The organism is Xanthomonas arboricola pv. populi (assembly GCF_002939945.1).
In the GTDB taxonomy this organism is placed as follows: Bacteria; Pseudomonadota; Gammaproteobacteria; order Xanthomonadales; family Xanthomonadaceae; genus Xanthomonas; species Xanthomonas arboricola_A.
Window position 1 is genome coordinate 314,061 of record NZ_MDEB01000001.1, and the last position, 21,425, is coordinate 335,485.

Annotated in this window: 30 protein-coding genes and 1 other RNA gene; 24 read left to right on the forward strand and 7 right to left on the reverse strand. The window is 64.6% G+C overall.

The window, feature by feature from the left end; translation table 11 throughout:
• Positions 1–166 precede the first annotated feature (166 nt).
• Complete coding sequence (locus XaplCFBP3123_RS01555) at positions 167–397, forward strand: hypothetical protein (protein ID WP_104532510.1); 231 nt, start codon at positions 167–169, stop codon at positions 395–397.
• Positions 398–510: 113 nt separating this feature from the next.
• Here the strand turns inward: XaplCFBP3123_RS01555 and XaplCFBP3123_RS01560 are convergent, their stop codons facing one another.
• Positions 511–765, reverse strand: coding sequence for a YdaS family helix-turn-helix protein (locus XaplCFBP3123_RS01560; protein ID WP_104532511.1), 255 nt, complete (start codon positions 763–765; stop codon positions 511–513).
• Between XaplCFBP3123_RS01560 and XaplCFBP3123_RS01565 the strand changes: the two genes are divergently transcribed.
• From XaplCFBP3123_RS01565 to XaplCFBP3123_RS01655, 21 genes are all read left to right on the forward strand, one after another.
• Positions 764–1,300 carry a helix-turn-helix domain-containing protein gene (locus tag XaplCFBP3123_RS01565; RefSeq protein ID WP_104532512.1) on the forward strand — a complete coding sequence of 179 codons (537 nt, stop codon included), beginning with the start codon at positions 764–766 and terminating at the stop codon, positions 1,298–1,300. The genes XaplCFBP3123_RS01560 and XaplCFBP3123_RS01565 overlap by 2 nt on opposite strands.
• Positions 1,301–1,330: 30 nt before the next feature.
• Positions 1,331–1,681, forward strand: a complete 351-nt coding sequence (locus XaplCFBP3123_RS01570; RefSeq protein WP_146091255.1) for a hypothetical protein — start codon at positions 1,331–1,333, stop codon at positions 1,679–1,681.
• A gap of 47 nt (positions 1,682–1,728) precedes the next feature.
• A complete protein-coding gene (locus XaplCFBP3123_RS21150) occupies positions 1,729–2,085 on the forward strand; it encodes a hypothetical protein (protein ID WP_146091256.1) in 357 nt (118 codons plus the stop codon).
• A 148-nt stretch (positions 2,086–2,233) separates the two neighbouring features.
• The gene (locus XaplCFBP3123_RS01575) at positions 2,234–2,605 is read left to right on the forward strand and encodes a hypothetical protein (RefSeq protein ID WP_104532514.1); all 372 of its coding nucleotides are present in this window, start codon (positions 2,234–2,236) and stop codon (positions 2,603–2,605) included.
• Positions 2,602–2,823, forward strand: a complete 222-nt coding sequence (locus XaplCFBP3123_RS01580) for a hypothetical protein (RefSeq protein ID WP_029828539.1) — start codon at positions 2,602–2,604, stop codon at positions 2,821–2,823. Before XaplCFBP3123_RS01575 ends, XaplCFBP3123_RS01580 begins: the two co-directional genes overlap by 4 nt.
• Positions 2,820–3,062, forward strand: coding sequence for a hypothetical protein (locus XaplCFBP3123_RS01585; protein ID WP_104532515.1), 243 nt, complete (start codon positions 2,820–2,822; stop codon positions 3,060–3,062). Before XaplCFBP3123_RS01580 ends, XaplCFBP3123_RS01585 begins: the two co-directional genes overlap by 4 nt.
• Positions 3,059–3,274, forward strand: a complete 216-nt coding sequence (locus XaplCFBP3123_RS01590) for a hypothetical protein (protein WP_104532516.1) — start codon at positions 3,059–3,061, stop codon at positions 3,272–3,274. Before XaplCFBP3123_RS01585 ends, XaplCFBP3123_RS01590 begins: the two co-directional genes overlap by 4 nt.
• Positions 3,274–3,396: a hypothetical protein gene (locus XaplCFBP3123_RS21805; protein WP_268989578.1), complete on the forward strand. Its 123-nt coding sequence runs from the start codon at positions 3,274–3,276 to the stop codon at positions 3,394–3,396. The genes XaplCFBP3123_RS01590 and XaplCFBP3123_RS21805 overlap by 1 nt, the downstream gene beginning before the upstream one ends.
• Positions 3,393–3,647, forward strand: a complete 255-nt coding sequence (locus XaplCFBP3123_RS01595) for a hypothetical protein (RefSeq protein ID WP_104532517.1) — start codon at positions 3,393–3,395, stop codon at positions 3,645–3,647. The genes XaplCFBP3123_RS21805 and XaplCFBP3123_RS01595 overlap by 4 nt, the downstream gene beginning before the upstream one ends.
• Before the next feature lie 38 nt (positions 3,648–3,685).
• Positions 3,686–4,294: a hypothetical protein gene (locus XaplCFBP3123_RS01600; RefSeq protein WP_047124364.1), complete on the forward strand. Its 609-nt coding sequence runs from the start codon at positions 3,686–3,688 to the stop codon at positions 4,292–4,294.
• The gene (locus XaplCFBP3123_RS01605; protein WP_047130259.1) at positions 4,291–4,569 is read left to right on the forward strand and encodes a KTSC domain-containing protein; all 279 of its coding nucleotides are present in this window, start codon (positions 4,291–4,293) and stop codon (positions 4,567–4,569) included. Before XaplCFBP3123_RS01600 ends, XaplCFBP3123_RS01605 begins: the two co-directional genes overlap by 4 nt.
• Before the next feature lie 563 nt (positions 4,570–5,132).
• Positions 5,133–6,095 carry a hypothetical protein gene (locus XaplCFBP3123_RS01610; protein ID WP_104532518.1) on the forward strand — a complete coding sequence of 321 codons (963 nt, stop codon included), beginning with the start codon at positions 5,133–5,135 and terminating at the stop codon, positions 6,093–6,095.
• Positions 6,092–7,849, forward strand: a complete 1,758-nt coding sequence (locus XaplCFBP3123_RS01615) for a hypothetical protein (RefSeq protein ID WP_104532519.1) — start codon at positions 6,092–6,094, stop codon at positions 7,847–7,849. Before XaplCFBP3123_RS01610 ends, XaplCFBP3123_RS01615 begins: the two co-directional genes overlap by 4 nt.
• Positions 7,849–8,076 carry a hypothetical protein gene (locus XaplCFBP3123_RS21405; protein WP_216361725.1) on the forward strand — a complete coding sequence of 76 codons (228 nt, stop codon included), beginning with the start codon at positions 7,849–7,851 and terminating at the stop codon, positions 8,074–8,076. Before XaplCFBP3123_RS01615 ends, XaplCFBP3123_RS21405 begins: the two co-directional genes overlap by 1 nt.
• Complete coding sequence (locus XaplCFBP3123_RS01625; RefSeq protein WP_104532521.1) at positions 8,073–9,014, forward strand: hypothetical protein; 942 nt, start codon at positions 8,073–8,075, stop codon at positions 9,012–9,014. The genes XaplCFBP3123_RS21405 and XaplCFBP3123_RS01625 overlap by 4 nt, the downstream gene beginning before the upstream one ends.
• Complete coding sequence (locus tag XaplCFBP3123_RS01630; protein WP_104533232.1) at positions 9,011–9,268, forward strand: hypothetical protein; 258 nt, start codon at positions 9,011–9,013, stop codon at positions 9,266–9,268. The genes XaplCFBP3123_RS01625 and XaplCFBP3123_RS01630 overlap by 4 nt, the downstream gene beginning before the upstream one ends.
• Positions 9,268–9,531 (forward strand): hypothetical protein, encoded by a 264-nt coding sequence (locus XaplCFBP3123_RS01635; RefSeq protein ID WP_104532522.1) that lies wholly within the window; start codon positions 9,268–9,270, stop codon positions 9,529–9,531. The genes XaplCFBP3123_RS01630 and XaplCFBP3123_RS01635 overlap by 1 nt, the downstream gene beginning before the upstream one ends.
• Entirely contained in the window at positions 9,528–9,683 is a 156-nt protein-coding gene (locus XaplCFBP3123_RS21410) for a hypothetical protein (RefSeq protein WP_172453040.1), read from the forward strand. Before XaplCFBP3123_RS01635 ends, XaplCFBP3123_RS21410 begins: the two co-directional genes overlap by 4 nt.
• Positions 9,676–11,481: a DNA cytosine methyltransferase gene (locus XaplCFBP3123_RS01640; protein ID WP_104532523.1), complete on the forward strand. Its 1,806-nt coding sequence runs from the start codon at positions 9,676–9,678 to the stop codon at positions 11,479–11,481. The genes XaplCFBP3123_RS21410 and XaplCFBP3123_RS01640 overlap by 8 nt, the downstream gene beginning before the upstream one ends.
• Positions 11,482–11,717: 236 nt before the next feature.
• Complete coding sequence (locus XaplCFBP3123_RS01645; protein ID WP_253254112.1) at positions 11,718–13,994, forward strand: DNA methyltransferase; 2,277 nt, start codon at positions 11,718–11,720, stop codon at positions 13,992–13,994.
• Between the two features lie 472 nt (positions 13,995–14,466).
• Positions 14,467–14,676, forward strand: a complete 210-nt coding sequence (locus XaplCFBP3123_RS01655) for a helix-turn-helix transcriptional regulator (protein ID WP_104532526.1) — start codon at positions 14,467–14,469, stop codon at positions 14,674–14,676.
• Between the two features lie 440 nt (positions 14,677–15,116).
• Here the strand turns inward: XaplCFBP3123_RS01655 and XaplCFBP3123_RS21415 are convergent, their stop codons facing one another.
• Positions 15,117–15,287, reverse strand: coding sequence for a hypothetical protein (locus XaplCFBP3123_RS21415; RefSeq protein ID WP_172453041.1), 171 nt, complete (start codon positions 15,285–15,287; stop codon positions 15,117–15,119).
• Positions 15,288–15,408: 121 nt separating this feature from the next.
• Complete coding sequence (locus XaplCFBP3123_RS01660; RefSeq protein WP_104532527.1) at positions 15,409–15,657, reverse strand: hypothetical protein; 249 nt, start codon at positions 15,655–15,657, stop codon at positions 15,409–15,411.
• 152 nt (positions 15,658–15,809) lie between these two features.
• Here XaplCFBP3123_RS01660 and XaplCFBP3123_RS01665 point away from each other — a divergent pair, with 152 nt between their 5' ends.
• On the forward strand, positions 15,810–17,507 hold the full coding sequence (locus XaplCFBP3123_RS01665) for a sensor domain-containing diguanylate cyclase (protein WP_104533233.1): 1,698 nt from the start codon (positions 15,810–15,812) through the stop codon (positions 17,505–17,507).
• Positions 17,508–17,607: 100 nt separating this feature from the next.
• Here the strand turns inward: XaplCFBP3123_RS01665 and XaplCFBP3123_RS01670 are convergent, their stop codons facing one another.
• Positions 17,608–17,841, reverse strand: a complete 234-nt coding sequence (locus tag XaplCFBP3123_RS01670; RefSeq protein ID WP_253254113.1) for a hypothetical protein — start codon at positions 17,839–17,841, stop codon at positions 17,608–17,610.
• Between the two features lie 166 nt (positions 17,842–18,007).
• Here XaplCFBP3123_RS01670 and XaplCFBP3123_RS01675 point away from each other — a divergent pair, with 166 nt between their 5' ends.
• A complete protein-coding gene (locus tag XaplCFBP3123_RS01675; RefSeq protein ID WP_104532529.1) occupies positions 18,008–18,982 on the forward strand; it encodes a GGDEF domain-containing protein in 975 nt (324 codons plus the stop codon).
• Between the two features lie 101 nt (positions 18,983–19,083).
• Here XaplCFBP3123_RS01675 and XaplCFBP3123_RS01680 read toward each other — a convergent pair.
• The 3 genes from XaplCFBP3123_RS01680 to XaplCFBP3123_RS01690 all read right to left on the reverse strand — a co-directional run bounded on the left by XaplCFBP3123_RS01680 (position 19,084) and on the right by XaplCFBP3123_RS01690 (position 21,419).
• A non-coding RNA gene (locus XaplCFBP3123_RS01680) (sX9 sRNA) lies at positions 19,084–19,147 on the reverse strand.
• Between the two features lie 122 nt (positions 19,148–19,269).
• Positions 19,270–20,694: an efflux transporter outer membrane subunit gene (locus XaplCFBP3123_RS01685; protein ID WP_104532530.1), complete on the reverse strand. Its 1,425-nt coding sequence runs from the start codon at positions 20,692–20,694 to the stop codon at positions 19,270–19,272.
• Positions 20,688–21,419 carry an SDR family oxidoreductase gene (locus tag XaplCFBP3123_RS01690; protein ID WP_104532531.1) on the reverse strand — a complete coding sequence of 244 codons (732 nt, stop codon included), beginning with the start codon at positions 21,417–21,419 and terminating at the stop codon, positions 20,688–20,690. Before XaplCFBP3123_RS01690 ends, XaplCFBP3123_RS01685 begins: the two co-directional genes overlap by 7 nt.
• Positions 21,420–21,425: the final 6 nt, after the last annotated feature.

Sequence of the window (21,425 nt, forward strand, 5' to 3'; positions counted from 1 at the left end):
GTCACGACGATCGTGCGTGTGGGAGGCAACGTGTTTGGGCTGCGGTGGGTCGACGGCCGCATGCTGGTGAAGCTGTTACGGAAGGGCTGAGACATGGCCAAGGAAGGCGTCGCCCCCCTTGCGGTAGGCTGCTGTTTCCACACGAACAGCCCGCAAGGAGGGCGACATGAAGCAGGAAGACATCGAGGCACTTTCCACCGGCTTAGGCGGCCAGATTGGAAACGTGTGCCTGGGCAGCATGACCCTTGTGCATGCGGTGATTCTGGCGCTCGCAGAGCAGCCAGGAATCGATGGTGCAAAGCTAGTCACGGACATCACAGATCTCCTAGAGACCGTGACGGAGGGGACGCAAGGCGCGATGGCAAAGACGTTGAGCACTTGGCTACAGAAACCCTGATCTGCTGCTCAATACCTGCTGCCAAGCTGGCGCTCAGAAGTTGGGCGTCAGCTTTCTCGGCAGCAGTCGGCCGATTCAGCCAGTCGCGCAGCCGCACTCGCGGATTGAAGCGGTCAGGCAGCATCGGCCACCTCCCCTGCGGGGTTGGCCGGGTGCGGGCCGAAGACGTCCGGGCGAAGGTCGTGGCGCGAGACGCCGGTGGCCGCTTCGATCTTCATCACGAACTCGGCAGGCACCGCGTGGCCTCGATTGATCCAAGCCCAGACATGGCCCTGTTTCACGGCGCGCAAGTCTGTCGAAAGGAGTCGGGCCAGGGCGCTTTGTCCGCCGGCTGCTTCTACTGCTCGCTCTAAGGGGGTCGTGTCCATGCGCCCAGAATACAACCCTGGTTGTATTAGTCAACAACCAATGTTGTTTGCCGGCTACAACGCCTGTTGTCACGCTTCCCCAATGGAAATCCGTGATCGCCTCGCCCAAGCCATGCGCCACTCAGGCCTTACCCAGGACTCGCTGGCAAAGCGCGTTGGCGTAAGTCAGCAGGCCATTCAGAAGCTTTTATCCGGCACATCGAAGACATCTCGAAAGCTGACTGAGATTGCACTTGCATGCGGCGTCAGGCCGGAATGGCTTGCAACAGAGGAAGGCCCCATGTCCATCGAGGGCTTGCGTGCGACCGAGTCTCAATCTGCGGGATCCATCCGAGAGATCATGGCCGCAGCGGTCACCATTGCCCGCTTGGTCCAGGATCGGACGACCGAACGCATCGAGGGGGAGCGCTATATCGCTCTCCTCACCGAAGCCGGGGCTGCCGTTCAACGTTATGGCGTGGAGCAAATCATGAATGGCTCAGCGCTTGACCAAGCAGCAACTGAGGTGGCCGTCGAGCTTCGTTCGATTAAGTGAGGTATATGGATGGCGATAAGCAGGGCGCAGTTGGAAATCATGGCGAGGCAGGTAGCAGCGAACATGGGGATCACAAGCACGCTCACCGGCCCCAGGCATTTAGCGGTGGCCAGTAGCGAGGGATCTAACGCCTACAAGGGTATGAACGCTTTGCAGCGGGATGTCCTGTACACCCGGATCAACGATCTCGGCACGATGTACTGGCTGAAGTGGCTGATTCGTCAAGAAACGATCCATGTGAATGGGATCATTGAATGCCTTTCAGATGACGAGCTCACCGAGCTATTGACCAAAATGGAACGTGGCAGAGAGTGCCGTGTCGAGGGAATAGCGTTCGATGAAGCTGGCCTTGTGAGAGATACAACAGAGGACTTCCTGTGACCCGATCGCCGCTCAGATTCTTGCCGAAACCACTGGTTACTCTTTGCTTGGCAGCTGCATTTGCATCGTGTTCGACAACCTCTGTTGACGACATGCGAGCAGCGCCGGCAGATGCAACCTATACGTCCGCCAAGCCTCCAGCAGCACTAAGCGAATGCGTCGTCGCAGCGTTTAACGACAACGCGCGTGGCTTCGAGGCCATTCAATTCGATGGCGCCAAGGCCTACGCCAATGGGCCGCGTTACACGGTGGCGGCTTTGACGAATTACCCGACCTATATCTTGGACATCACGCCGTCTAAAGCTGGCGGGAGCGTCATCGAAGAGCGCACGACGTTGCGCGCGGGATTTGCAGTCAAAGGATATCTGCCGCGCTTTAGAGCCCTCACATCGGGCTGTCTGTAAGGCTTACGAGGGGGCTCGGCAGGCCCCCTCAAAAAATTTGTCCTGACTAACAACTTTAGTTGTTGCAAATGTACAACTTTGGTTGTATCGTCTCCCCATCGCAACGAACAACCCGGATCCCGCCGGGGACGTGCGACGGAGAACGTAGATGTCCCGCACCCGCTGCCACCCGTACCACCCGCAATGCGGCTGCGCGACCTGCAGCCGGCATGAGCTGTCCGACGAGCGCGCCGACGTTCTGGCGCTCGCACTGCACCGCGATGGCGGCGTTCTGAGTGAGGCGCTGGGCGAGCTGACGACCGAGCAGCTGGCGCTGATCGCCTGCCACCTGGCCCAAGGCAACGACGAGGGCGCTGCCGAGATCCTGCGCGCCGCATCCACCGACTATCTGTCGCAGCTGATCACCGGCCGCATGGACGACGTGGACTGCTCGCGCATCGAGGCGGTGCAGCACTACCTGACGGTGTACGAAGCCAAGCCGGCGCCGGTCGCAGTGATGCCGTGGCGGGTGGCGGCATGAAGACCATCCCGCAGTGCGGCCCGAACGGCATCTGGGATCACCTCGGCTATTCGATCAACCGGTGTGCGCGTGGCGGCCGAACCATCACGCGCCCGGACGGATCGGTGGTCGACACCATCACGCGAGCACATGAGCGCGAGGACGGCTATGCGCGCGAGCTGCGTGCTGGGAAAGCCGAGCTGGCTTCTCATGGCTTCGAGATGGAGGCAGAGGCATGAGGGCCCCTGTCAATGTGCTGGCGGTGATGGATTCTGTGATCGCTGGTGAGCGCGAATGGGGCGCACACGAAGCCGCCAATGCACTAACGAATGTCCGAGCCGCCGTGGCCGAGCTGATCGAGGCTGCAAAGCACGGGCGCGAATGGATCGTCGAGGTCGGAGATCGCAAGGGCTTGCCTAATGGCGGAACCCTGCATCGACTTGATGCAGCCCTTACCCGCGTCGGCGGTGCCGCATGAGCGCCGTCATCCCCTTCCCCACCGCTGCGCGCGGCGCTGACATGGTGCGCGACATCGCGCTTGATCGTGGCTACGGCGCGATCACCGTGGCGCAGCTGGTGCGCACCTTCAATCCCGACAACGTGCGCCCTCTGCGCGTGCAGGCATCGCAGCACGTGCGCGATCGGGACGAGTCAGCAACCACCTACTTCGACGGCCCGGAGGCTGCGTGATGGACGAGATGGATGAGAAGGAATTCCAGCGCCACATGCTGCGCGAGGACATTCCGTTCGCGATCGGCTGCATGGTTGTGGGCGCCATGCTGACGCTGCTGGCACAGGCGGTGTTCTCGTGACCGGCCGCCGCTACACCAGCTTCGTGTGGCTGTGCGTGCTGGTTGTCGTGCTGGTGGCGTTTGGCTGGCTTGCCTATAGCCGCAACGCCGCTCTGATCGCCCAAGCGCTCCACACGATCGCGTTTTTCCTGGCGCTGCATCTGCCCGAGAACTGGTTCAACGCCCGTGCGAGCGCGCACCGCGACCAGGTGCAGCCGGCCACCGGTAGCACGCCCGATTTTCCGGAACCGCCGCGCCGCGGCATCCGCTGATCCCCGCCGGTACGCCGGCACCACCGACGAGGTATCCAATGTTTCAGCTCGAAAGGCACGAGGCGTCCATCGCCAACGTCAACCAACGCATCCAGCGGCACGGCGAAGAGCGCCAGCTGGCCGCCGACATCAAGTTCGTCTTGAGCGTCAGCAACGAAGCGCTCGATTCGTTCGACTCCACGCTGCGGCACGACCTGTTCCGCAAGCCGGCGAAGGGCGAGCAGCAGGATCTGCCGCAGATTGGCGGCGATGGCCTGACCGCAGTAAAGCATCCGGCACTGGAGCCGCTGAAGCTGAGCCACGAGTTCACCGGCTACGAGATGCACCTGGCCGGCCTGCTGGAAGCCGGCGATCCCATCGTCCTGGTCGACGTGAAGCTCAAGCGCTTCGTGATCGAGCCGAAGGAAGGCGGCAGCTTGGCGATGTCATTCACCGCCTCGTCTGAGGTAGACCCGCAGGAACTCGCCGAATTGTCGGAGGCGCTGATCCGCGAAGACGTGCTGTTGTCGCTGATCGCGCCGAAGCGCGCCGGCCAGGCTGCCGAGGATCTGACCGAAGGCGGCGACACCCTGGATGCGCAGGACACCGCGGCAGCTGCTGCCGAAGCCGCAAGCCTGATCGACGCCGGCAAGAAGGTGGCGGCATGAACGCGCCCGTCCGCATCCCGCTGATTGACGTGGAAAGCCGCCAGATCGCGGCGATCGGCCACGACGCCGCCAGCCAGACACTGGCCGTGCGCTTCAAAAATTGGAAAGGCGAGATCACCTCGCTCTACCACTACGACAACGTCACCGCTGAGGACTATGCCGCGCTGCAAGCAGCGGAGTCGAAGGGCGGCCACTTCAACAAGGTGATCAAGGCCGACCCGGTGCGCTGGCCCTACCGCAAGGTCGAAGACCGCCCGCTTTCCGACGCGGCCTGATCCCAAACCCTGATCCGTGGCAGGTGTCCACGGACGCGATCGCACCGCGCATTGACTCTCGAAGGTCAGACGTTAAAGGCAGGAAGGGAACCGCACGCACCGCCGATATGTGCGCGAGAAGGAGCGGGAGGCCACAAGCCTATGCAGCCGGGAAAGACCGGCCCCAGCGAAAACTCATGGGTGAACGAGTGGTGCGGATGCAACGCCGCTGACCGCCGGGAAAGACCGGCCTCTATCCATAGCGGAGCGGCTTGCGATCAACGAGCGTCCATGTCTTGCGTATCGAAGACCAGGCCGCTCCGCTATGGAGGGAATGCGCAGGCTGATGCGCAGCAGGACGGAATGCCGCAGAACAAGTGCGCGGCTGCCGTAGATCGTACTGGCGGAACGCTTCGGCTAATCCGCGCAAGCACGGGATGAGTGCCAACCCGTATGCCGGAGATCAGCACCGGCCCCTCCACCACACCCCAACGCGTAGGGCGCGAGCGAGCCCAGCGTGGCCCCGGCTTGACGGGGCACCTCATTCCCACCTCGCCGGAACCGCCGGCTGGAGCAATCACGCAATGAACGCACAAGTACAAGAAGGCCAGCTCGTCCCCGAGGAAGGCATGGCCGCCATGATCAGCCGCTCGGAGATCGAGCAGCAGATCTCCACCGCACGCCGATTCCCGCGCTCGCTCAAGCGCTTCCGCGACGAGGCCATCCAGATGGTCACGCTGAGCCAGAGCATCGCCGAGCAGTGCGTCTACGCCTTGCCCCGCGACGGCAAGACGATCGAGGGTCCATCCGCACGCTTTGCTGAGATCGTCGCCTCTGCATGGGGCAACAACCGTGCAGGCGCACGCGTCATCGACGACAAGGGTGAGTTCATCACCGCGCAGGGCGTGTTCCATGACCTGGAGCGCAACGTGGCGATCACCTACGAGGTGCAGCGCCGGATCGTGGACCGTCAGGGGCGCCGCTTCAAGGCCGACATGATCGGTGTGACGGCAAACGCTGCCTGTTCGATCGCGCTGCGCAACGCGGTGCTCAAGGGTGTGCCGAAAGCGTTCTGGGAGGACATGTACGTCGAGGCCCGCAAGGTGATCATGGGCGACATCAAGACCTTGGCGAACCGCCGCGCCGATGCGCTGGCGCACTTCCAGCGGTTCGGGGTCACGGCCGAGCAGGTCTGCGCCAAGCTGGAAGTGCCAGGCATCGAGGATATCGGCCTGGAACATCTGGTTCTGCTGCGCGGCATCGTGACCGCGATCAAGGAAGGCGACACGACTCCGGAGGATGCCTTCGCAGGCACCGCGACCGCGACCTCGCAGAAGCCCGCCGGCTACACCCCAGAGGCGTTTACGGCTTCCATGAAGACGTGGAGCGCGGCGATTGAGGCTGGCAAGAAGTCTGCTGCTGAAATTATTGCGATGGCCGAAACCAAGGGCGCTTTGACTGCGGAACAACGCGCAGCAATCCACGCGTGCGAGAAGCCGGCCGATGCCGGCACCCAGACCGCCGAAGCAACCGGAGATCAAGCATGAAGATGGTCAACCTGATCCAGGGCACGCCGGAATGGCATGCCCACCGCGCCAACCACCTCAACGCGAGCGAAGCGCCGGTGATGCTGGGCGAGTTTCCCTCCGTCACCCGCAGCGAATTGCTGAAGGTCCGCGCTACCGGCGTTGAATCGGAGATCAGCTGGTTCCTGCAGCAGATCTTCGACGACGGCCATCGCTTCGAGGCGCTTGCGCGTCCGCTGGCAGAGGCGATTGTGGGCGAAGACCTTTACCCGTGCGTCGGCGTGGATGGAAAGCTATCCGCGTCGTTTGACGGACTCACGCTGCTGGGCGACGTGCTTTTCGAGCACAAGATGTTGAACGCCACGCTGCGCGCGTGCATGACGGACGGCTGCACCGGCACCGATCTACCGATCTATCACCAGATCCAGATGGAACAGCAGCTGATGGTATCCGGCGCCGAACGGGTACTTTTCATGACGTCGGAATGGGACGCCGATGGCAACTTGATCGAAGAGCGTCACTGCTGGTACGTGCCCAACCTCGAACTGCGTGAGCGCATCGTGGCTGGCTGGGAGCAATTCGAGCGGGATGTCTGCGGCTACGAGGACAAGCCGCTGCCGGCGCCTGTCGTCGGCCGTGCCCCGCAGCATCTTCCGGCCCTGCATATCGCGGTCACCGGCATGGTGACGGCGTCCAATCTGGCCGAGTTCCGTGGCTCGGCGATGTCTGTGCTTTCGCGCATCAACCGCGATCTGCAGACGGATGAGGACTTCGCCGACGCCGAGCAGACTGTGAAGTGGTGCAAGGGCGTGGAGGAGCGGCTGGAAGCGACGAAGCAGCAGATCCTCGGCCAGACCGCAGACATCGACGCGGTGTTCCGGACGATGGATGACGTCGCGGCCGAAGCGCGCCGCGTGCGCCTGGAGCTCGACAAGCTGGTCAAGGTCGAGAAGGACAATCGCCGCACCCAGATCGTCGCCAACGGCGTGCAGTCAGTGCGGGATCACTACGCGTCCATCAATGCGGGACTCGATGCGCATGCGCTGGCGGTACCGGCTTCGCTGCAGGCCGACATCGGCGCGGTGATCAAGGGCAAGAAGTCGATCAGCAGCATGCAGGATGCCGTCGGTACCGCTGCAGCAAACGCCAAGATCGCCGCCAGCCAGCAGGCCGAGCGTGTGCGCGCCAACGTGCGCGTGCTGGAAATGGAGATGGGCACCTTCGCCGGCCTGTTCCATGACCGAGTGCAGTTGTGCGCCACGAAGTCGCCGGAGGATCTGCGAAACCTGATCACCGCGCGCATCACCGAACAGCAGCGCGTCGATGAGCAGCGCCTGGAAGCGCAGCGCGAGAAGATCCGCAAGGAAGAAGCGGACAAGCTGGCGCACGAACAGCAGGAACGCGAGGAAGCACAGCGCCGCGCCGATGCACTGGCCGAGTTGCAACGTCGTGCTGCCGCTGCGCCTGCGCCCGCCCCGGTCACTGCTGCGCCAGCCGCCCCCGCCCCGGCGGTTGTGTCGGCGCCGGCACCGGTAGCGAGCGCGTCGGCTGCATCGGCAAAGGCCCCCGCCGTGCGCATCAAGCTCGGCGACATCAACGCGAAGATCGCACCGCTGACGATCACCGCCGATGGCCTGGCACAGCTGGGCTTCCTGCCGGTGACCATCGAGCGCGCCTCGAAGCTGTACGACGCGGCGGAACTGCCGGCCATGTTCACCGCCATGCAGCAGGTCTTCGCCCGCGCGGCCACGGCCAGCTACCAGCAGGCCGCGTGATGTTGCGCACCTGCACGAGCTGCACGCGCAGCCTGGATGAAGCCGAGTTCCCGATGCAGAACGGCCGCGTGCTCAACGTCTGTGTGCTCTGCCGCAACGACATCAAGCGGGCGCAGACCAGGCTCGCACCGATCCGCCGTGATCCCGAACAGATCCGGCTCAACAACGTCGCTGCGCTGTGGCATGGCCCGGTGCAGCGCGCTCAGCCACTGAGGTATGTCGCATGACCCACCTATCCGATGAGCAGATGAGCGTTGCCCTGTTCGGGATCCCGAAGGATGCGCAGCCGAGCTGGACTCCGGTTGCACTACCGCAAGGTCGTCAGCAGTTACCGCCGTGGGCAAAGGGCCTGCACGTAGACCTCATGCTCCAGTACGGCAACTCGCCCCACTTCAAACTGAAGTGCGATCGCTCGCTGCGCGACTGGGAGCACAAAACCTTCGTGAAGGAAGGCGACCGTTACATGGCGGTGAGCGAGGACGGCCGCGCCGAGGTCTACTACCAGGGCGGTGCGCTGACGATGGAGAAGCTGCGCCGGTTCCGGACTGAGGACGGCCGGCTCTGGCAGGCACGGCCCAATCGTCCTGGTGCTTCGAACATCATCCGCACGCCCGAGGACTGGGAAAACCTATTTGCCCCCGGCGAGTGGATCGAGGTCGATCGATTAGCCACACGGCAAGAGCGCGGCTTCGCCGGCGCGCACATCGACATCCTGCTGGACGACGGCCGTGAGGCGACGCTGCGCGGCCCGTGGCATGGTCCGTGCCCCCCTGGCTTTGTCGAGGCTGGCTACGTAGATACCTCTGACCAGCGCGAAGGCAACTGGTGGCGCGGTAGGCCGTGGCACATGCGCGGCGGCATCGGCGGCCTGTTCCTCGCAGAAGCCACGTTCTTACCGATCTTCGCCACCTACGCCCCTCACATGTTTCTGGCGCATGTCGACATGGGTAGGGGCAAGCGACTGGAAGCGTATCTCGACGAATGGGGCGAGCCGAAAGCCTGGATGCAGGCCCGGGAGCGATACGCCAAGAAGCTGGCCGCCTTCCAGGCTACGCCAGCGGCCGAGCGCCCGCCGCATGTGCTGTGCAACTTCCCGAAGGTGTGCGGCGGCAAGCAACATTGTGCCGTCGCCGAGTGCAACCACTGCACGAGGAACGCCGCATGATCCGCCACCTCGCCCGCCGCGCGCCGAAGCGCAAACGCGGCCTGTGCTGGGGCCGCACGCCCAACGACAACGGCACCGTCGTGACGTGGCAGCTGTTCCGCCGCGATCACCGCGGCGCGCTGCACATGTCCTCGCTGCAATTCACCTACGCCGAACCGCGCGCCTATATCGCGCAGCGCCTGCGCAACGCGCGCCGGAAGCTGCGTGACCGCGTGGACGAGATCGACCTGGCCGCTATGGGAGTTGCCGCGTAATGGACGAAATCAAAAAGGCCGAGCAACTGGGATATTCCAAGGGTTATGCGGCCGGCAAGAAAAGGCGGGCACGCGAGATCTCTTCGGAAGCATCAGCCAAGCATCAGCAGGCGCGATTCGACCGCTTCCTATGCGCCGCCATCACCGGACTTCTCGGCGGGAAGGGCCCTTGGCAAAGCGGCGGCGTCCCTGACAAAAGTCCGAAGGACTACGCCACCACCGCTGCTTTAATCGCCCGCGAACTGATGAGTAAGGCACCATGACCATGCATCCGAATGATCGCCTCGCCGCGCTGGAGTGGGCACTGGCCCGCGCACGCGACGCCGGCAAGACCGAAGAGCTGGTGCGGCTGACGCACGTGCCGGCCCTGCAGGAACTGCGCGACGAAGCGCAACGGGAGGCGCGCGGTGGCTGACGGCTCGCACTCCTTCAACTTCCCCGCTCCGCAGGTCTCGTGCCTGCGCCCTGGTGAGATAGTAGTTGACCTGTTCGCCGGCGGCGGTGGCGCCAGCGAGGCGCTGAAGCAAGCCACCGGGCTGGATCCGGCACTGGCCTACAACCACGACGAGTGGGCCATCGGCATGCACGCTGCCAACCACCCGCTCACGATCCATCACCGCGAAGACATCTGGCACGCCAATCCCCGCCGTGATGTTGCCGGCCGCCCTATCGGCTGGTTCCATGCCAGTCCAGACTGCACGCACTTCAGCCAAGCCAAAGGCGGGCAACCCCGCAGCCGCAAGACCCGCGCGCTCTCGTGGGTGGTGCTGAAGTGGGTCGGCCAGCTGCGCCGCGCCGACGAGCGCAACGGCACGAATACTGCGCCACGCATTCTGTCGCTGGAGAACGTCTGGCAGATCCTCACTTGGGGACCTTTGATCGCAAAGCGCGACAAGTTGACTGGCCGAGTGCTGAAGATGGACGGCACCGTGGCAGCCAAGGGCGAGCGCGTTCCAGTTGAGCAGCAACTGCTGATCCCGGACAAGCGCCACGCCGGCCGCACGTGGGGTCAGTTCGTGGCCGCGCTGCGTGGGCATGGCTACGTCGTGGATTGGCGGAAGTTAGACGCCAGCGATTTCGGCGCCGGCACTGATCGTGAGCGGCTCTTTCTGCTTGGGCGTCGCGACGGCCTTCCACTTCAGTGGCCGGTGCCGAGCCACCGCAAAAGCGGGGCTGCTGCCAAAAAAGCAGCAGCGGACGCCATCGATTGGAGCGTCCTGGGAACCAGCATCTTCAGCCGACGCCGGCCGTTGCGGCCCAACACCATCCGACGGCTCCTGGACGGGGCGAAGCGCGGGAACTGGCCGCAGCCGTATCTGGACGCGCTCTGCGCGTTGCGCGATGGCCGCGAGCCTCGCCTGGACATCACGCTTGAGGAAGCTGAGGACATCGCCCAGCGCATGGGCCACCCCGCTGGCCTGGTGATGGCCACCGGCAGTGGCGGTGCGGCCAGGCCCGTATCTGCCCAGGTTCCGACGATCACCACGGGCGGTAACGGCGCGGCGCCGCACTTCATCCGACCGATGATCCTTCATCGCAACGCCAGCGAGGGCGGCCGTAGCGCTCGCCCGGTCGACGAGCCTCTGCCGACCATCCTGACCGGTGGCGCGGGAAATCTGATCGAACCGGCCCTGCAGCCGGTGCTGATGGGGACGCAGGGATCGTCCAAGGCGAAGCCGGTGAGCGCTTGCATGGCAACGATCACGACTGGCGGAGCAGGTAACCAGGCCCGCCCAGGCTGCGCTCGTCCGCAGCTGTTCGAGCCCATCATCGCGCCGTACTACGGCGGCGGCAGCGGCTTGACCGGCAAGCCCAGCAGCCATCCTTTGCCGACCGTCACCACAAAGGCCCGCTTTGGGCTCGTCGAGCCCGTCGTCGTGAGCACCTGCAACAGCAGCAGCGCTGGCGTGCGCCTCAGCGGAGACCAGCTGCGAACCATTACGACGGCGCGCGGCGGTGATATGGCGCTGGGCGAGCCGGTGGTGATCGGCTATCGCATCGACATCCTCTACCGGATGCTCTTCGAGCGTGAGCTGTTCAACGCGCAGGGCTTCCCGTCCCGCTACATCATCGACCGCACCGCCGACGGTCGCCGCATCACGCGCACTCAGGCGATACGCATGGTCGGCAACAGCGTCAGCCCGCCGCCGCTGTTCGCCCTCGCCAGCGTCAATCTCGACAAGCAGCCGCAGCTGATGAAGGCGGCCGCATGACTGACCCGTATCGCGACTTCCTTGAGCGCAAGGTGCGTGTCGCGCCGTCGCTGGGATTCGACATCTCCCCTGACGACGTGCATCCGATGCTGAAGCCGCACCAGCGCGACAGCGTGGTATGGGCGTGCTCCGGCGGGCGCCGCGCCCTATTCCAGCGGTTTGGCCTCGGCAAGAGCATGCAGCAGCTGGAAATCATGCGATTGGCGCGCGCGCATGCCGGTGGAGCGGTCGGCATCGTGGTGCCGCTGGGCGTGCGGCAGGAGTTCCGCCGCGACGCGGTCAAACTCGGCCTGGAGACTCGCTTCGTGCGCACCAGCGCCGAGGTGGATCCGGACTTCGACGGGATCCACCTGACGAATTACGAGAGCGTGCGAGACGGCAAGCTCGATCCCAACCTCTTCAGCGCCGCGAGCCTGGATGAAGCGTCAGTGCTGCGCAGCTTCGGATCGAAGACCTACCAGCAGTTCCTGACCCTGTTCGATGACGTCCGGTACCGGTTCGTGGCGACTGCTACGCCCAGCCCGAACCGGTACAAAGAGCTGATCCATTACGCCGGCTTCCTGGGCGTGATGGACACCGGCCAGGCCCTCACCCGCTGGTTCAAGCGCGACAGCACTCAGGCCAACAACCTGACGCTGTACCCGCACAAGGAAAAAGAGTTTTGGCTATGGGTCGCGAGCTGGGCGCTGTTCCTACAGAAGCCGTCGGACCTTGGCTACAGCGACGAAGGTTACGACCTACCGGAACTGACCGTGCACTACGTCGAGGTGCCGGTGGACCACAACACCGCTGGCGCCGAGCGCGATGGCCAAGGCAAGTTGTTCCGCGATGCCGCGATGGGTTTGCAGAACGCCGCGAAGGAGAAGCGAGACACGCTCGGCGCACGCGTGGCAGCCGTACAGCAAGTCGTCGCCGCACGGCCGGATGAGCATTGGCTGATCTGGCATGACCTCGAGGCGGAGCGGCATGCGCTGCAGGCGGCAATCCCCGCTGCGGTCAGCATCTATGGCGACCAGGAGCTCGACGAGCGCGAACAGGCGGTCATCGACTTCAGCGAAGGATTGATCCCGATCCTCTCGGCGAAGCCCGTAATCGCCGGCAGCGGCTGCAACTTCCAGCGGCATTGCCACCTGTCGGTCTATGCCGGCATCGGCTTCAAGTTCAACGACTTCATCCAGTCCATTCACCGCATCCAGCGGTACCAGCAGGCGCACCCGGTGGAGGTGTGGATCGTCTACGCCGAAAGCGAGCGCGAGGTGCTGGCCAGTCTGCAGGCGAAGTGGACACGCCACGAGGAAATGGTAGAGAAAATGAGCGAGATCATCAGGGAATACGGCTTGAGCAAGGCCGCAATGGCGCAAGTACTCCAGCGCTCGATCGGCGTGGAGCGCATCGAGGCCAGCGGTACGGGTTGGACCGTCGCGAACAACGACTGCGTGGTGGAAACGCGCGGCATGGCCGACGACAGCGTCGACCTGATCGTGACCTCGATCCCGTTCGCCAACCACTACGAATACAGCCCGAGCTACAACGATTTCGGGCACACCGACGACAACGCGCACTTCTGGGCGCAGATGGATCACCTCAGCACGCAGCTGCTGCGGATCCTCAAGCCTGGCCGCATCGCCGCCATCCACGTGAAAGACCGGATCCAGTTCGGCGCGGTGACCGGCGCCGGCGTGCCGACCGTCAGCCCGTTCCACGCCGAGGCGATCTTCCACTACCGCTCGCACGGCTTCGACTACATGGGCCTGATCACTGTCGTGACCGACGTGGTCCGCGAGAACAACCAAACCTATCGCCTGGGCTGGTCGGAACAGTGCAAGGACGGCACGAAGATGGGCGTCGGGTCGCCCGAATACATCGTGCTGCTGCACAAGCCGCAGACCGATCGAAGCCGCGGCTATGCCGACGAACCCGTGCGCAAGCAGAAGGCCGATTACACGCGGGCGCGCTGGCAGGTCGATGCGCATGCGTTCTGGCGATCGAGTGGCCGCAGGCAGCTGACGGCCGACGAGCTGGTGCAGCTGGGCCCGGACAAGCTAGCCAAGCTGTTTACCGAGTACTCGCTGCGCGAGGTCTACGACTTCGAGACCCACGTGCGCATCGGCGAGGAACTGGAGGCGCGGGGCGCGCTGCCGTCGACCTTCATGTCGCTGGCGCCTGGTAGCCATGACCCGGACGTGTGGCACGACGTCAACCGCATGCTCACGCTCAACGGCGAGCAGACCCGGCGCGGCCTGGAAAACCACATCTGCCCGCTGCAGTTCGACATCGTCGACCGGCTGATCCAGCGCTTCAGCAATGCCGGCGAGCTCGTGTTCGATCCGTTCGGCGGCCTGTTCACCGTGCCGTATCGGGCACTGAAGCTGGGCCGCCAGGGGCGCGCCGCCGAGCTGTCCACGGCTTATTTCATGGACGGGGTGAAGTACCTGCAGGCCGCCGAGCGCGAGATGGCGATGCCGGATCTGTTCGCGACCATGGAGCCGCAGCCGCAGGACCGGGCCGCATGAAGCCCCAGCTCTTCCCGCGCGAGCCGCGCCGGATGAAACAGCCGAGCAAGGACCAGCTCCGTCAGGCTTTAGAAACTATGACGGCGGAGGTCATCCGACTTCGCGCCGAGAATAGGTTACTGCGCCTGGCATGGTGGCGGAGGTTACTCCCCACGTCGGAAAGATGGTGGAGGCACCCACTCATCGGACTCTTTTCGAAGCGCATCGCGAATCAGGCCGGCCGGGATCAGGCCCATGAAGGGCCAGCACGCCCCGAGGTAGAGATAGGCACCGATGGCCCTGATCAGCCCCTTCTGGTCGTACAGGGCGCTGCATATGACCCACAACCAAAACCCGGCGCAAAGCCAGCAAAACAGCATCCACAACCCAACGAAGAGCAACCCCCATTGCACTCGCATACTCGCCTTCCCCTTTCAGCTTCTCGGCCCGCGCAGCATAGCGCCGGGCGCTCGCAACCGCAGGAGACCACGCGATGACCGAAACCCCCATCACTGTTCAACGGCTTCTCCGGCTGCGCGACGTGCTTGAGCGCGTCGGCATGTCGAAGTCCACTCTTTACAGCCGCATCCGGGAGAAGACCTTCCCGCAGCCCCTCCACCTGGGCACGTCCTCGGTCTGGGTCGAGTCCGAGGTAACCGACTGGATCAACCAGCAAATCGCCCAGCGAGACAAGGCTGCTTGAGCTGGGGGTATCTGTGGGGGCATCTCGGCCCAATGGGATAGGCCAACGCCTTTCCTTTCAATGCCTTACGGCGAATCGGCGGTAGAGCCCACCTCCACCAAACAACGGTCCTAAGACGACCGACTAAGGCCGGGACTCCTCGATGCGGAGGGCTCCCGGCCTTTTTCATGGGCGATACCGATACCGCCTGCCCTGGAGAACGCGCGACCGGCGGTCAGACAGCGCTGATGGGCTGCTGCGCCAGTTGTTGCCAGATTACGGGACATAAGACAGGCCGAAAATCGCGTCGGTGGTGGCGCACGCATCGAATCCCTGTAGCGTATGCCCCCCTGCGTGCGGGTCTCTAACACCCTACAACGCTGGCCTGCCGAAAACTCGCCAGTCCGTCATATATATCGGCAACTCGTGCATCGCGCACGACCGCATGCTTACAGGGTGCGTCAATTACTGACGTGGGCGGTCTGTTCGGTGCACCCGGCAGGTACGCTCGCGACGATGTCGACTTGACCGTGCGCCAACGCCGCATCGCCACGTAGTTGGTCGAACAGCGCGAGCAGTTCGATGGCTTCCTGCTGCAGCATGACCAGGGCACTTTCGCTGTGCTCTTGCATGTCGCTTCCGTCGAGGACGCTCCCCAGCGTTCCAAGCGATGGAAGCAAACCGTGTGCCAACTTGTCTGGCGCTGGCGAGCGCTGGTCTGGTCGATGCAATCGGGCGCGCCTGCGCCTGCGCTCAGGCGGATTCGAACTGCCGCTGCGCTTCGGCGTGCATGGCTTCCAGCGTCACCATGCCGGCGACGCGGGCGGCGGCCATGGCGCTGCCGTGGTCGGGAAACGTGGCAGTGAGGGCACTGCCTGCCAGCACGCCGGCGCTTCCGGCACCGATCTGGGCAATCTGCCAGTCGGCAACCCAGCTGCGGCTGGGGCCATCGCCCTGGCCAGCGCGACAGGTCAATCGATAGCTACCTAGAAAAATGACCAATCTGCTGCTCGGCTCTGTAACGAGCGTGAAGGATACCGCCGTACCGACGTCGGAGCGACCTCAACCCCATCCCTCAGCCGAGTGGGGGCGCAGTGGAGCATAGGCACGCGGCTTGCATCGGACTCCACCAGACAATCGGTGTGGGGAACAAGGTGTTGACCAAAAAAGCAAAACGCCACGCCGCCGGCGCCTTGTTGCTAGGGGGGATGATCTTCGTCCTGATCGGAGTGGGCGGTTATTTCACGGCGCAGCGTTCGTTGTCCGACGCCGGCTGGGTGACGCACACGCAGGAAGTGATCGCCAGCATCGATGAGATCCAGGCCGGGATGCTGTCGGCGGAGTCGTCGGCGCGCGGTTATGTCTTGACCGACAACGAAGCGTTTCTCGGGGTATATGCCGATGCGATCGGGCGACTGCCCGAGCGCATCGTGCGGCTGGATGCTTTGGTACAGGACAACCCGGTGCAGCGACGCAACGTCGTGGCGCTTGGACGCCTGGTGGACATGCGCCTGGTGCAGATCAACGACCTGTTGCACAGCTATCGCAAGCAGGGCCTGGATGGTGCGCGTGCTTCGATCGCACGTGGCGTGTTCCAGACCTCGTCTTCGCTGCGCCGCCAAGTGCAGACCATGACGGAACTGGAGCGCCGCCTATTGGTAAAGCGCACCGACACCAACACGCGCAGCGCACAGTGGGTGTTGTGGGTTACGGTGGTCGGGATTTTCAGCGGCTTGCTGGTGATGCTGCTGGCCTACCGACTGCTGTCGCGCGAACTGGAACGGCGCGTGCTCGCCGAAGACGCGGCCAGCACGACCAACGAGCGCCTGATCGAATCGTTCGCCACGCTCGAACGCACCTCAGCAGGGCTGGAGGCGCTGGCGCGTTACTCGGGGCTGCTGCAGAACTGCCGCAATGCCGAAGAAGCGCTGGAAATCACCGCTCGCACGATCGCTCCGCTGATCCCGGGCGCAGCCGGCGCGGTCTATCTGCTGCGCGCCTCGCGCGATCGTGCCGAACAGGTGGTGGCCTGGGGCACGATGGCCGACGACGACAACGCCAGCATCGCCCCGGACACGTGCTGGGCCTTGCGCCGCGATCGCACGCATGTGGTGGAAGACACCAGCCAAGGCATGCTCTGCCAACACGTCGGCGCCAATCTTCCGGCGCATGCGAGCACCGCCTGCATCCCGCTATCGGCTCAGGGCACGCAGTTGGGGATGCTGGCGCTGCGCAGCGAGGATCCGCGCGACCTGGCCTCGTTGACCGTGGCCGAGGCGGCGGCCGAGCAGCTGTCGCTGGCGCTGCATAACCTGCGTCTGCGCGAGACGCTGCGCCAGCAATCCATTCGCGATCCGTTGACCGGTCTGTACAACCGCCGTTATCTCGAAGAAGCGCTCAATCACGAACTGGCACGCTGCACGCGGCGGGCACTCCCCTTGTCGGTGCTGATGCTGGACGTGGACCACTTCAAGCAGTTCAACGATCTGCACGGTCATGGTGGCGGCGATCGCGTGCTGGCAGCGATCGGCGAATTCCTGCTGGCGCAGACGCGCGGCGAAGACATCTGCTGCCGCTACGGCGGCGAAGAGTTGACGATCATCCTGCCGGAAGTGGACGTGGCGACCGCCTGTAGGATGGCCGAGAAGCTGCGTGCCGGCATCGAGGCCCTGCAGGTGATGGCCGATGGCGTCTCGTTGCCGAAGGTCAGCGCATCGTTCGGTGCGGCCAGCTTTCCCGAACATGCAGGCAATATGGCGCAGCTGCTGCGGCGCGCGGACGAGGCGCTGTACAGCGCCAAGCAGGCCGGACGCAATCAGGTAGTGAGTGCGGGTAGTCCAGCCGCAGGGTAAGACATGCCGTTGCCAGGTTTGGACTGCGCCTGCGGCCACGCCTTCGCGCCGCGCCAAACCGACTGCATGCAAGCGTTCTGCCGGCTGTGCCGAGCAGGACTCAAGTGCAGCTATGCCCATCCTCATCGGTTGGAATCAGGCCAGCGCCAGCCAACATGCCGTCGACGCGGGTCCGTACATAGGCCGCGTCCTCGGCCGCGGCACTGCTCAGCAGGGCTTGGGCACGCGCTTGGAAATCGAGATAGTCGAAATCCGCGTCTTCATCGGCGGACAGTTGCGGCAGTTCGTCCTGCAGCGCATCCAGGCGCGTGTCGAGTTCTTCCCGTGTGGGCATTGCAAACTCCGATGACAAAGACGCTACGGTTGCGGCACGGCCGTCAAGGATGTGCGAAGCCCGGCCCGGTAACGCTTCATTTTCCTAGCCGTTGCCGCGGGGCGTGCACGCTCAACTTTCGCAAGGCTCCGCCGATAATGAGGTCGACTCCTATAGAACCTTCCCTGTGATCCTCCATCTGCAGCGGGATTTCCGCCTCGGCATCGTCAAGATGCTGGGGCCGATCACCGCGCTGTTGCTTTGCCTCTATGCGGTGTATCTGGCCATCACCGGCCAGGCGCTTGACTGCCTGATCATCGCGCCGCTCGGTGTGCTTGCAATATGGCGTGGCTGGAAGATGCGCGATGCCGAACGCACTGGCGCCGGCGGCGTGTGGCTGGCCTCCACCAATGTCGGCGGCTGTCTCGTCGCCTGCTGGACCGGCGGCGAAGGCGCCCTGCCCTGGTTGTTTCCGGTGCTGGCCACCAATTACTTCCTGTGCGGCCCGCAACGCGCCGTGCTGCTGAGCCTGCCGTTGCTGGCGGCGCTATTGCTGTTGCCAGGGCTGATCGTCAGTCCCGGTCAGGGCGTGTCGACGATCGTGGTGACGCTGGTGACGCTGGCGGTGGGCTATGCGTTTTCGCTGCGCATGCAGGACGACCGCGTGCATCTGGAAGAGCTCGCCTCGCTGGATGCGCTGACCGGCCTGCCCAACCGGCGCATGCTCGAACGCGCGCTCACCCATCAGATCGATCGGCGCCAGCCGCATGAACGGCTCAACAGCCTGATCATTCTGGATCTGGACCATTTCAAGGAAGTCAACGATCTCTACGGGCATGCCGCAGGCGATGCCGCGCTCTCGGATCTGGCCACCATCCTGCGCTTTGAAGTGCGCGAGCCGCATCAGGTGTTCCGCTTCGGCGGCGAAGAATTCGTGGTGCTGATGCGTGCCAGCTCCCTGCAGGAACTGGAAGCGACCACCGAACGCCTGCGCAAGGTGATCAGCAATGGACTGCGCGGCCCGGGTGGACGGATCACGGTGTCGCTGGGGGCGGCGCGCCACGATGGCGAAACGCATTGGCAGGACTGGTTTTCGCGTGCCGATGCCGCACTGTATCTGGCCAAGAACGGTGGCCGCGACAGTGTGCGGGTTGCCGACTGAGCGCAGGTCATCGAGTGATCGCCCGGTCAGCGGGCACACCGGCTGGGTGCTTGAGATCCAGGCGCCGTATTGGCCAACGACGGGTCGGCGCAGCCAAGAATGGCTAACACGGCGTAGCGAGCAGTCGTCAGGTGGCGCAGGAACCGGCGTGTGCGAGTGGTACTTGCCGATTCCGAGCCCCGACCGCGCCAGCCTGCCGGCTGTCCATCAGTTTGTTAGCCGCCCCAAGACGCGGCGTATCCGAGTGCAGCTGCAAAGCGACCTGACGGCCGCCCTGCAGACGTGCCTTACCTATTCAGCGCTGCCACCGGTGCCGCAGGCGCTTCCCCCTGCTTCCAGCCGCCCAGCGCCTTGTACACACCGACCACGCCCACATTGACCGCTGCTTCGGCCTGCGCCAGTGCATCGTCGGCGGCCAGCTGGGTGCGTTGTGCGTCCAGCAGGGTCAGGAAGTCTTCCGAGCCCTCGCGGTAGCGGATCTGCGCCAGTTGTTCGGCACGCCGCGCTGCATTGGCCTGCTCCACCACGATCGCCAGGCGCGCCTGCTGGCGGCCGTAGCCGATCAAGGCGTTGTCGGTGTCTTCCAGCGCCAGCAACACGGTCTGCTGGTATTGCGCCAACGCACCGTCGGCCTGCGCCTTGCTGGCACGCAGGCGTGCACGCACGGTGCCGAAGTCGAATGCCGCCCAGCTGATCGACGGGGTGATCGACCAGGCCTTGCCGCTGCCCTCGGTCAACCTGGCCGCATCGCCGGACAGGAAGCCGACAAAGCCGCTGACGCTGATGCGCGGAAACAGATCGGCGGTGGCCACGCCGACCTGTGCCGTGGCCGCCGCCAGCCGACGTTCGGCGCTGCGCACGTCCGGGCGCTGACGCAGCAATCCGACGGTATCGCCCAGCGGCAACGCACGGGCGAACGCGGGCGTGGTGCGCGGCACCAGGGTGGCATCCAGCGCATCCGGCGCCTGGCCGAGCAACACGGCCAGGCGATGGCGGTACTGCGCCTCTGCGGTTTCCAGCAACGGAATGTCCGCCTCGATCGCCTTCAACCGCGCCAGGCTGCTCTGCACATCCAGCTCGCTGCCGGCGCCCAGCTCCCAACGCGTCTGCGTCAGCCGCTGGGTGTCGTGCAGGTTGGTCAGCGTGCGCTTGGACACCTCCAGCTGCTTCTGCGTGCCGCGCAACTCGAAGTAGTTGCGCGCCACTTCGGCAGCGACGGTGACCTGCACGTCGAGCAGGCCGGCCTGCTCGGCTTCCAGATCCGCACGCGCCGCTTCCGAGGCGCGCCGCTGACGGCCGAACAGATCCAGCTCCCAGGCCGCATCCAGGCCCAGGGTGGTCTGTTCGGTAAGGAAACGCTGGTTGCCGGCGACCACCTGCTGCTGTTCGCGCCGATCGAAGCTGCCCTGCGCGGTGATGTGCGGGGCCTGGTCGAGACGACGCTCGACGAACACCGCACGCGCCTGCTTGACGCGCGACACGGCGATGCGCAGATCGTGGTTGGCGAACAAGGCATCGCGCACCAACTGTTCCAGCACCGGGTCGTCGAACTGCGACCACCAGTTGCCGACCGGCGATTCGGTGCTGAAGGCCGCATCCTGCGCGCTCTGCAAGGTCACCGCGGCAGGCGGGTCGGGCCGGTAATCCGGACCCACCGCGCAACCGCTGAGCACCAGCGCAGCCAGTGCCACGCTCAGAAAATTTCTTACCATGGCAACACGTCTCCCAAATGCGTAAAGCTGCCGGTGGCGCCGTGCGCGTCGAGCAGTGCCATCTGTACGCTGCTGTGCGCGCCCTGCTCTACTTCGATCTCGCCACCACCACCGTTCATGTCGGTTTTGACGTAGCCCGGATGCACGGTGTTGACCTTGATGGCGGTGTCGCGCAACTCATGGGCCAGATGCACCGTCCAGCTGTTGACCGCGCTCTTGGAGGCGTCGTAGGCGGGAATCTTGACGTCGTAGATCGGCGAGCCGGGCTGGGTATGCAGGGTCAGCGAGCCGAGCATGCTGGACACATTGACGATGCGTCCGGCCAGCGAGCGACGCAGCAGCGGCAGGAACGCCTTGGTGACGCTGACGACCGCGAACAGGTTGGTGTCGAAGGTCCGCTTCCACACCTCCAGGCTTTGCTGCGACGGGGTGCGCTGCATGTCCTCGATCATGATGCCGGCGTTGTTGATCAGGATGTCCAGGTGGCCGTGACGCTGCTCCACCGTGCCGACCGCGGCGGCGATGCTGATGTCGTCGTTGACGTCGAGCTGGATGGCTTCCACCGGCAGGCCCTCGGCCTGCAGCTTGAGTGCGGCGGCGACGGCATCGTCGCGCTTGCGCCCGGCCAGCAGCGTGTGCACGCCGGCCTGGGCCAGTTGCCGGACGGTTTCCAGGCCGATGCCGCGGGTGGCACCGGTGACCAATGCGATCTTGTGGTTGCTCATTTTGAT

What these genes read in the sequence shown, in the direction of transcription:
- XaplCFBP3123_RS01555 (WP_104532510.1), top strand. Translation starts at nt 167, where the DNA reads ATGAAGCAGGAAGACATCGAGGCACTTTCCACCGGCTTAGGCGGCCAG.
- XaplCFBP3123_RS01565 (WP_104532512.1), top strand. Translation starts at nt 764, where the DNA reads ATGCGCCCAGAATACAACCCTGGTTGTATTAGTCAACAACCAATGTTG.
- XaplCFBP3123_RS01560 (WP_104532511.1), bottom strand. Translation starts at nt 765, where the DNA reads ATGGACACGACCCCCTTAGAGCGAGCAGTAGAAGCAGCCGGCGGACAA.
- XaplCFBP3123_RS01575 (WP_104532514.1), top strand. Translation starts at nt 2,234, where the DNA reads ATGTCCCGCACCCGCTGCCACCCGTACCACCCGCAATGCGGCTGCGCG.
- XaplCFBP3123_RS01580 (WP_029828539.1), top strand. Translation starts at nt 2,602, where the DNA reads ATGAAGACCATCCCGCAGTGCGGCCCGAACGGCATCTGGGATCACCTC.
- XaplCFBP3123_RS01585 (WP_104532515.1), top strand. Translation starts at nt 2,820, where the DNA reads ATGAGGGCCCCTGTCAATGTGCTGGCGGTGATGGATTCTGTGATCGCT.
- XaplCFBP3123_RS01590 (WP_104532516.1), top strand. Translation starts at nt 3,059, where the DNA reads ATGAGCGCCGTCATCCCCTTCCCCACCGCTGCGCGCGGCGCTGACATG.
- XaplCFBP3123_RS21805 (WP_268989578.1), top strand. Translation starts at nt 3,274, where the DNA reads ATGGACGAGATGGATGAGAAGGAATTCCAGCGCCACATGCTGCGCGAG.
- XaplCFBP3123_RS01600 (WP_047124364.1), top strand. Translation starts at nt 3,686, where the DNA reads ATGTTTCAGCTCGAAAGGCACGAGGCGTCCATCGCCAACGTCAACCAA.
- XaplCFBP3123_RS01605 (WP_047130259.1), top strand. Translation starts at nt 4,291, where the DNA reads ATGAACGCGCCCGTCCGCATCCCGCTGATTGACGTGGAAAGCCGCCAG.
- XaplCFBP3123_RS01610 (WP_104532518.1), top strand. Translation starts at nt 5,133, where the DNA reads ATGAACGCACAAGTACAAGAAGGCCAGCTCGTCCCCGAGGAAGGCATG.
- XaplCFBP3123_RS01615 (WP_104532519.1), top strand. Translation starts at nt 6,092, where the DNA reads ATGAAGATGGTCAACCTGATCCAGGGCACGCCGGAATGGCATGCCCAC.
- XaplCFBP3123_RS21405 (WP_216361725.1), top strand. Translation starts at nt 7,849, where the DNA reads ATGTTGCGCACCTGCACGAGCTGCACGCGCAGCCTGGATGAAGCCGAG.
- XaplCFBP3123_RS01625 (WP_104532521.1), top strand. Translation starts at nt 8,073, where the DNA reads ATGACCCACCTATCCGATGAGCAGATGAGCGTTGCCCTGTTCGGGATC.
- XaplCFBP3123_RS01630 (WP_104533232.1), top strand. Translation starts at nt 9,011, where the DNA reads ATGATCCGCCACCTCGCCCGCCGCGCGCCGAAGCGCAAACGCGGCCTG.
- XaplCFBP3123_RS01635 (WP_104532522.1), top strand. Translation starts at nt 9,268, where the DNA reads ATGGACGAAATCAAAAAGGCCGAGCAACTGGGATATTCCAAGGGTTAT.
- XaplCFBP3123_RS21410 (WP_172453040.1), top strand. Translation starts at nt 9,528, where the DNA reads ATGACCATGCATCCGAATGATCGCCTCGCCGCGCTGGAGTGGGCACTG.
- XaplCFBP3123_RS01655 (WP_104532526.1), top strand. Translation starts at nt 14,467, where the DNA reads ATGACCGAAACCCCCATCACTGTTCAACGGCTTCTCCGGCTGCGCGAC.
- XaplCFBP3123_RS21415 (WP_172453041.1), bottom strand. Translation starts at nt 15,287, where the DNA reads ATGCAAGAGCACAGCGAAAGTGCCCTGGTCATGCTGCAGCAGGAAGCC.
- XaplCFBP3123_RS01670 (WP_253254113.1), bottom strand. Translation starts at nt 17,841, where the DNA reads ATGCCCACACGGGAAGAACTCGACACGCGCCTGGATGCGCTGCAGGAC.
- XaplCFBP3123_RS01685 (WP_104532530.1), bottom strand. Translation starts at nt 20,694, where the DNA reads ATGGTAAGAAATTTTCTGAGCGTGGCACTGGCTGCGCTGGTGCTCAGC.
- XaplCFBP3123_RS01690 (WP_104532531.1), bottom strand. Translation starts at nt 21,419, where the DNA reads ATGAGCAACCACAAGATCGCATTGGTCACCGGTGCCACCCGCGGCATC.